We start from the raw sequence: 6514 nt of genomic DNA, 5'->3' as shown, positions 1-6514 counted from the left end.
TCCTATGTGCGCCTGACCCGCGCCGCGGTCATGGGCGAGCTGAACCGCGACTACGTGACCGCCGCGCGCCTGGCCGGTGCCGGCCTGCCACGCCTGATGTTCGTCACCGTGCTGCCTAACTGCATGGCGCCGCTGATTGTGCAGGCGACCTTGAGTTTTTCGTCGGCGATTCTCGATGCCGCCGCCCTGGGCTTCCTCGGCCTTGGCGTACAACCGCCAACCCCTGAGTGGGGCACCATGCTGGCCTCGGCCCGCGACTACATCGAACGCGCCTGGTGGGTGGTGAGCCTGCCTGGTTTGACCATTTTGCTCAGCGTGCTGGCAATCAACTTGATGGGTGACGGCCTGCGCGACGCGCTGGACCCGAAACTCAAGAACGCCGCCTGAGGAGATTCCCATGTCACTGCTAGAAATCAAGAATCTCAACGTTCGCTTCGGCGACAAGAACGCGACGCCCGTGGTCGATGGCCTCGACCTGAAAGTCGACAAGGGCGAAGTGCTGGCCATCGTTGGCGAGTCGGGTTCGGGTAAATCCGTGACCATGATGGCGCTGATGGGCCTGATCGAACATCCTGGCATCGTCACCGCCGACTCGCTCAGCTTTAACGGCAAGGACATGCTCAAGCTCAACAACCGCCAGCGTCGGCAGATCGTCGGGAAAGACCTGTCGATGGTCTTCCAGGACCCGATGACCGCGCTCAACCCGAGCTACACCGTCGGCTTCCAGATCGAGGAAGTGCTGCGCCTGCACCTGAAAATGTCCGGCAAGCAAGCGCGCAAACGCGCCATCGAACTGCTGGAAAAAGTGGAAATCCCAGGCGCCGCCAGCCGCATGGACGCCTACCCGCATCAACTGTCCGGTGGCATGAGCCAGCGTGTCGCGATCGCCATGGCGATTGCCGGCGAGCCGAAACTGCTGATCGCCGACGAACCGACCACGGCCCTCGACGTGACGATCCAGGCGCAGATCATGGACCTGCTGCTGGCGTTGCAGAAAGAACAGAACATGGGCCTGGTGCTGATCACCCACGACCTCGCCGTCGTGGCCGAAACCGCCCAGCGCGTGTGCGTGATGTACGCCGGGCAAGCGGTCGAAGTCGGCCAGGTGCCGCAACTGTTCGACATCCCGGCGCACCCGTACAGCGAAGCGCTGCTCAAGGCGATTCCGGAGCACAGCCTCGGCGCCTCGCGCCTGTCAACCCTGCCGGGCATCGTGCCGGGTCGCTACGACCGTCCGCAGGGCTGCCTGCTGTCGCCGCGCTGCCCCTACGTGCAGGAAAACTGCCGCGTGCAGCGCCCAGCCCTTGACCCGAAAAGCCACAGCCTCGCCCGCTGCTTCTACCCGCTGAACCAGGAGGTGGCGTAATGGCCGTCGTACTAACCGCCCGCGACCTGACCCGTCACTACGAAGTGTCCCGTGGCCTGTTCAAGGGGCACGCCACCGTACGCGCCCTCAACGGCGTGTCGTTCGAACTGGAAGCCGGCAAGACCCTCGCCGTCGTGGGTGAGTCGGGCTGCGGCAAATCCACCCTGGCCCGCGCCCTGACCCTGATCGAGGAGTCGTCCTCGGGCTCCCTGAAAATCGCCGGCCAGGAAGTCGCCGGCGCCGACAAGGCCCAGCGCAAGCAACTGCGCAAAGACGTGCAGATGGTGTTCCAGAGCCCGTACGCCTCGCTGAACCCACGGCAGAAAATCGGTGACCAACTGGCCGAGCCCTTGTTGATCAACACCAACCTGTCGGCCACCGAACGTCGCGAAAAAGTCCAGGCCATGATGAAGCAGGTGGGGTTGCGCCCTGAGCACTACCAGCGCTATCCGCACATGTTCTCCGGCGGCCAGCGCCAACGGATCGCCCTGGCCCGCGCGATGATGCTGCAACCGAAAGTGCTGGTGGCCGACGAACCGACCTCGGCGCTGGACGTGTCGATCCAGGCGCAGGTGCTCAACCTGTTCATGGATTTGCAGCAAGAGTTCAACACCGCCTACGTGTTCATCTCCCACAACCTGGCGGTGGTGCAACACGTCGCCGATGACGTGATGGTGATGTACCTCGGCCGCCCGGTGGAAATCGGTCCGAAGAACGACATCTACGAGCGCCCGCTGCACCCCTACACCCAGGCGCTGCTGTCGGCCACCCCGACCATTCACCCGGACCCCAACAAGCCGAAAATCAAGATCGTCGGCGAGTTGCCCAACCCGCTGAACCCGCCACCCGGCTGCGCGTTCCACAAGCGCTGCCCGTATGCGACCGAGCGTTGCAAAACCGAAGAGCCGGCCCTGCGCCCTCTGGATAACCGGCAGGTGGCTTGCCACTACGCCGAGCAGTTTCTCGACGGCGCGGCGTAACGAAATGTGGGAGCGAAACGGCTCCCATCATTGACGCAAACCCCTTCCTCGTAAAGGGGACAGATTTATTTTTTTCAAAAATTTGTAGTGTTTGATCTGGCCTCTTCGCGGGCGGCGATCCGACTTGCCCGCGAAGGCGTCCTTCCCAATCACTGCGGTCCTATCAACTGGGTGATTGCACTGACTTGGCGTTTGAAAAACAGCGCGCTCATCTCGGTTTCTACGCAGGAGAACCTATGGTGTCGGCGCGATTCGTATTTATGCCAACTGCATCAGCGCATCCTCCACCGCAGCCACCAGGCGGTTGCTCCTGGCCCCTGGCAGCTTCCAGGAAGCGATGACCATGCCCAGTGGAACCGGTTGATCTAACGGTGCAACCAGTTCGCCGCTGTCCAGATAGCGCTGGATGAGGCTGCGCCGACCAATGAGCACACCCGCGGCCAGCAGGGCTTGCTGCACGGCGATGGAGTACAGGGAAAAACCGGGGCCGCGGGCGACGAATTTCTGCGTCGGCATGACCGAGCGGGTCCATACCTCCCAGTCACTCCATACCACATCCGCGATACAGCGCACGTTGGCCAGATCGCCAGGATCCTTGATCCCGGCAGCCAGGGCAGGCACACAAACCGGCAATAGCTCTTCGACGGCGAGCATGCGCTGCCCACGCTCGAGCTGTTCGGTGTAGAACAGGCACAGGTCGAACGGGCTACGTTTGAGGTTGGGCGGCTCGTCGACGGCGGTGACCGAAATTTCGATGGGGGCCAGCATTTCAGTAAGGCGTGGCAGGCGTGGTCCGATCCACAACTGCGCCAGCGCAGGGGACGTGACGATATGTACCCGCTGTGGTGCGGACAGTTGCCGAAGGGTGCGGGCGGCGTCTTCGACCGCATCGAAGGCCTCGATGAACTGTGCCTTTATGCTCTCGCCCAGTGCCGTCAGCCGCACACCCTTTGCGTGTCGCTCGAACAAGGCGGCGCCATATTCATTTTCCAGCGCCTTGACCTGGGCTGCGATTGCGCCTGGCGTGACCTTCAACTCGCTTGCCGCCCGGGCGAAACCGCCAAGGCGAGCGGAGGCCTCGAAAGCGCGCAGCGCATTGAGTTGCAGGGTGTGCCTGATGGGTGAGTCGAGAAACATATGGCGAGCCTCATTTTTTCTAGGCCTAATATTTCAGAAATCTGCCGTTGTTCCCAGATGGCACGCGCATTATTTTGATCAGGCAACCGCTCTGATACGGCTCTCTGCGCGCAACGATCAGCCTGATCACTTTCAAGGAACTCAAATGAACTATCGAAGTGGGACGCAGGCCTTCCTGCACGGTGCTCAGACCGCCTCCCCGCTCACCACCGGGGTCATTCCCTTTGGCTTGATCGCTGGCGTCAGCGCCGCCGGAATGGGCATGTCACTCACCACCACCATGGGCATGACGCTGCTGTTCTATTCCGGGTCGGCGCAGATCGCCGTACTGCAGCTGCTGCAAAATGGCGCCCTGCCCGTGACCATGGTGGTCACCGCGCTGGTGATCAATCTTCGCTTCCTGATGTACAGCGCATCGTTGGCGCCGCACCTGCACCACTTGCCCCGGCGCAAGACCTGGCCCATGTCCTACCTGCTCGCCGACCAGGTGTTCGCGTTGTTCAGCCTGAGATCGGCCTGTGGCGACCTGGGGCGATACGCTTTTCACTACTACACCGGGGCGGCGATTACGATGTGGCTCGGCTGGACGCTTGCGGTGCTGACGGGGGTCATCCTGGGCGCGCGCATCCCCGAAGCGTGGTCATTGGGTTTTGCGATCCCGCTGTCATTCCTGGTGCTGCTGATTCCCAGTATCCGCAATGTTGCAACGCTCTGTGCCGCCGTGGCGGGAGGTGCGCTGGCGGTGCTGGCAGTCGATTTACCCTACAACCTGGGCATGCTGACGGCCTCCCTTGGCGGCGTCATCGTCGGGCTGACCGTCGAGCACCTGCGAAAAGACCCGGGCACCGCACACGGTAATGACGCCGAACAGGAGGCATCATGAGTGAACTATCCCAGTGGGGCCTGTTCCTGTTGATCGGCGCCGGCACCTTCGCGATTCGTCTGTCGTTCATCGAGTTTTATGGAAGCTTGCGCATTCCACCGCTACTGCGCCGTGCCTTGCTGTACGTGCCCGCGAGCGTGTTGGCTGCGCTGGTAGTGCCGGCGGTGGTATACCCGGATCGACACGCGGCGTTCGACTGGAGCAATCCGCAAATCCCCGCGGCCATACTCGCAGGCCTGGTGGCCTGGCGAACAAAAAGCACGTTGCTGACGCTGGCGGTCGGGATGGGTGCATTGTGGGCACTGAAATACTGGGGCGTTTAAAAAACAGCGGTCAATGGATCCAATTTCCGCCGGATCACTGGCGATTTTCCCGAGCATTGCTACCCTCAGTCCTACAAGACATCCCTCACAAGGAGTGGGGCCGTGGATGGACGTGTAGTATTGGCAGTCTTGGGCGTAGGGCTCAGTGCAACCGTGTCGGCCGCCGAACTCCAGGTGGAGGTGCGGGTCGATGTGCAACGTGGCTGCCAACTGGTCGGGCAACAACGCAGCGCGGGTGTCGAGCAATTGGGCGTGCTCGACTTCGGCAGCAGCGCGCGCCTGGATAATCCCGCCGGGCCGCTCGGGGCGGCCCTGATGAACGAGCGCCTGCCAAGGCTCGAATGCAATCCCGATACCCCTTATCAATTACGCGTCGATGGCGGCCTGCACGGTGGCGTCGGCGACGTTCGCTACATGGCCGGTAGCGCCGAACACAGCAAACCCATCCCCTATCGACTTTATCAGGACCCGGCGCGGCGAATTCCGCTGGCGGTGGATGTGCCTGTGAGCGGTCGGGTGCCGGATAGCGGCTCGGTGGATCTGCCGTTGTACGCCCGTATCGAACCCTTGGCGCAGATACCCAGGGTCAGTCGCTATTCGGATCTGGTGAAGGTGACGCTCACCTGGTAATCGCATGAGCAATCAACGACCCAGGCGGAGTCCGGGTTGTGCAGGGACGGAGGCGTTCGCCAGCGAACGACCGTGTGTTTAATCCTGAGGGAATTGGGATTGGTGTCATGACCAGGTACTGGAAGATTTACACCCTGGGCGCACTGGTGCTGTTGACCGGTGTCGCACAAGCGGCCGTCAGCGGGCAGATCCAGGCGCGGCTGACCCTTATCGCCGGTTGCGAAGTGACTAACGGCGCAAATCCCGACAGCCCTCTCAGCGATTTCGGCACCCTGGATTTCGGCCAGCAAGGTCCTACGTGGAGCGCACCGATCAAGGCCAGCATCAGTGACGAAGCCAGCGGCAAGTTGAACGTGGCCTGCAACCCTTCGGTCACCGGCTTCACCGTCACCATCGATGGCGGCACCCATGGCGACGGCACCACCCGGCGCCTGAGCAACGGCCGCCAGACCATCGCTTATCAATTGTTCCTCGATGCTTCCGGCAACCGCAGCTACAGCATCGGCCAACAACACAATTTCGCTGTCACCAGCGGGGCGCAGATACCGATTCCGGTATTCGGCTCGGTGGTGGCGAATACCCGCGCGTTACCCGCCGGTGTCTATTCCGACACCCTGACGGTAACGCTCGACTGGTAACCCCGTAGAGGACGGACACCATGCGTACGTTTGCATCAAGGATAGGTTTGTCATTGCTTGGCCTGACGCTGGCGTCCGGCGCCCAGGCTGCCACCACGGTCACCGGCCAGATCACCTCCAGCCTGATCCTGACCAGCAGTTGCCAGGTCAACGGTTCCGGCGGTTCTACCGGGCTCAATTTCGGCGCCCTGAACTTCGGCACCGCCAACAGCCTGTTCACCACGGCCACCGGGCAAGTGCTGGGCGGAGGCGGCGGCGCGCTGTCGATTCTTTGCTCGGCTGGCACCACGCCAACGGTCAAGGTGCGCGCAGGGGCCCACGATGGACTATCGCCGGGCGGGACCCGGGCGTTGTACGACGGTGTCGCCAACTATGTGCCGTACGACCTGTACACCGATGCCGGGCACTCGCAGCTCCTGGCGATCGACGGGGAGATCAACCTCGCCGCCAGCACCGGCGTGGCGCAGACCGTGAACATCTACGGCCAGGCGGTGGGCAAGGCCGGTTTGCCGGCGGGCACCTACACCGACACGATTTCCGTCGAACTGACGTTCTAG

Annotated in this window: 9 protein-coding genes; 8 read left to right on the top strand and 1 reads right to left on the bottom strand. The window is 62.5% G+C overall.

The annotated features are described in order from the left end of the window. The 3 genes from HFK74_RS27525 to HFK74_RS27515 form a co-directional block, all read left to right on the top strand. Positions 1–387: ABC transporter permease subunit (locus HFK74_RS27525; RefSeq protein WP_180204408.1), on the top strand; the 387-nt coding region annotated here is incomplete at its 5' end. A 10-nt stretch (positions 388–397) separates the two neighbouring features. Then, positions 398–1366 carry an ABC transporter ATP-binding protein gene (locus HFK74_RS27520; RefSeq protein ID WP_180206245.1) on the top strand — a complete coding sequence of 323 codons (969 nt, stop codon included), beginning with the start codon at positions 398–400 and terminating at the stop codon, positions 1364–1366. After that, complete coding sequence (locus tag HFK74_RS27515) at positions 1366–2346, top strand: peptide ABC transporter ATP-binding protein (RefSeq protein WP_180206244.1); 981 nt, start codon at positions 1366–1368, stop codon at positions 2344–2346. The genes HFK74_RS27520 and HFK74_RS27515 overlap by 1 nt, the downstream gene beginning before the upstream one ends. A gap of 258 nt (positions 2347–2604) precedes the next feature. Here HFK74_RS27515 and HFK74_RS27510 read toward each other — a convergent pair whose 3' ends face one another. Continuing rightward, the gene (locus HFK74_RS27510; RefSeq protein ID WP_180206243.1) at positions 2605–3483 is read right to left on the bottom strand and encodes a LysR family transcriptional regulator; all 879 of its coding nucleotides are present in this window, start codon (positions 3481–3483) and stop codon (positions 2605–2607) included. Between the two features lie 145 nt (positions 3484–3628). Between HFK74_RS27510 and HFK74_RS27505 the strand changes: the two genes are divergently transcribed. The 5 genes from HFK74_RS27505 to HFK74_RS27485 all read left to right on the top strand — a co-directional run bounded on the left by HFK74_RS27505 (position 3629) and on the right by HFK74_RS27485 (position 6514). Next, positions 3629–4366, top strand: a complete 738-nt coding sequence (locus tag HFK74_RS27505; RefSeq protein ID WP_180206242.1) for an AzlC family ABC transporter permease — start codon at positions 3629–3631, stop codon at positions 4364–4366. Then, positions 4363–4689, top strand: coding sequence for an AzlD domain-containing protein (locus HFK74_RS27500; protein ID WP_008059854.1), 327 nt, complete (start codon positions 4363–4365; stop codon positions 4687–4689). Before HFK74_RS27505 ends, HFK74_RS27500 begins: the two co-directional genes overlap by 4 nt. 102 nt (positions 4690–4791) lie before the next feature. Continuing rightward, positions 4792–5319 carry a spore coat U domain-containing protein gene (locus HFK74_RS27495; protein ID WP_180206241.1) on the top strand — a complete coding sequence of 176 codons (528 nt, stop codon included), beginning with the start codon at positions 4792–4794 and terminating at the stop codon, positions 5317–5319. A gap of 107 nt (positions 5320–5426) precedes the next feature. Continuing rightward, on the top strand, positions 5427–5957 hold the full coding sequence (locus HFK74_RS27490; RefSeq protein WP_180206240.1) for a spore coat U domain-containing protein: 531 nt from the start codon (positions 5427–5429) through the stop codon (positions 5955–5957). A 20-nt stretch (positions 5958–5977) separates the two neighbouring features. Beyond that, complete coding sequence (locus HFK74_RS27485) at positions 5978–6514, top strand: spore coat protein U domain-containing protein (protein WP_180206239.1); 537 nt, start codon at positions 5978–5980, stop codon at positions 6512–6514.

It is taken from the genome of Pseudomonas sp. SbOxS1, from assembly GCF_013416725.1.
GTDB lineage: Bacteria > Pseudomonadota > Gammaproteobacteria > Pseudomonadales > Pseudomonadaceae > Aquipseudomonas.
Note: the sequence above shows the minus strand (reverse complement) of the source record. Positions and strands in the feature narration are given on the sequence as shown.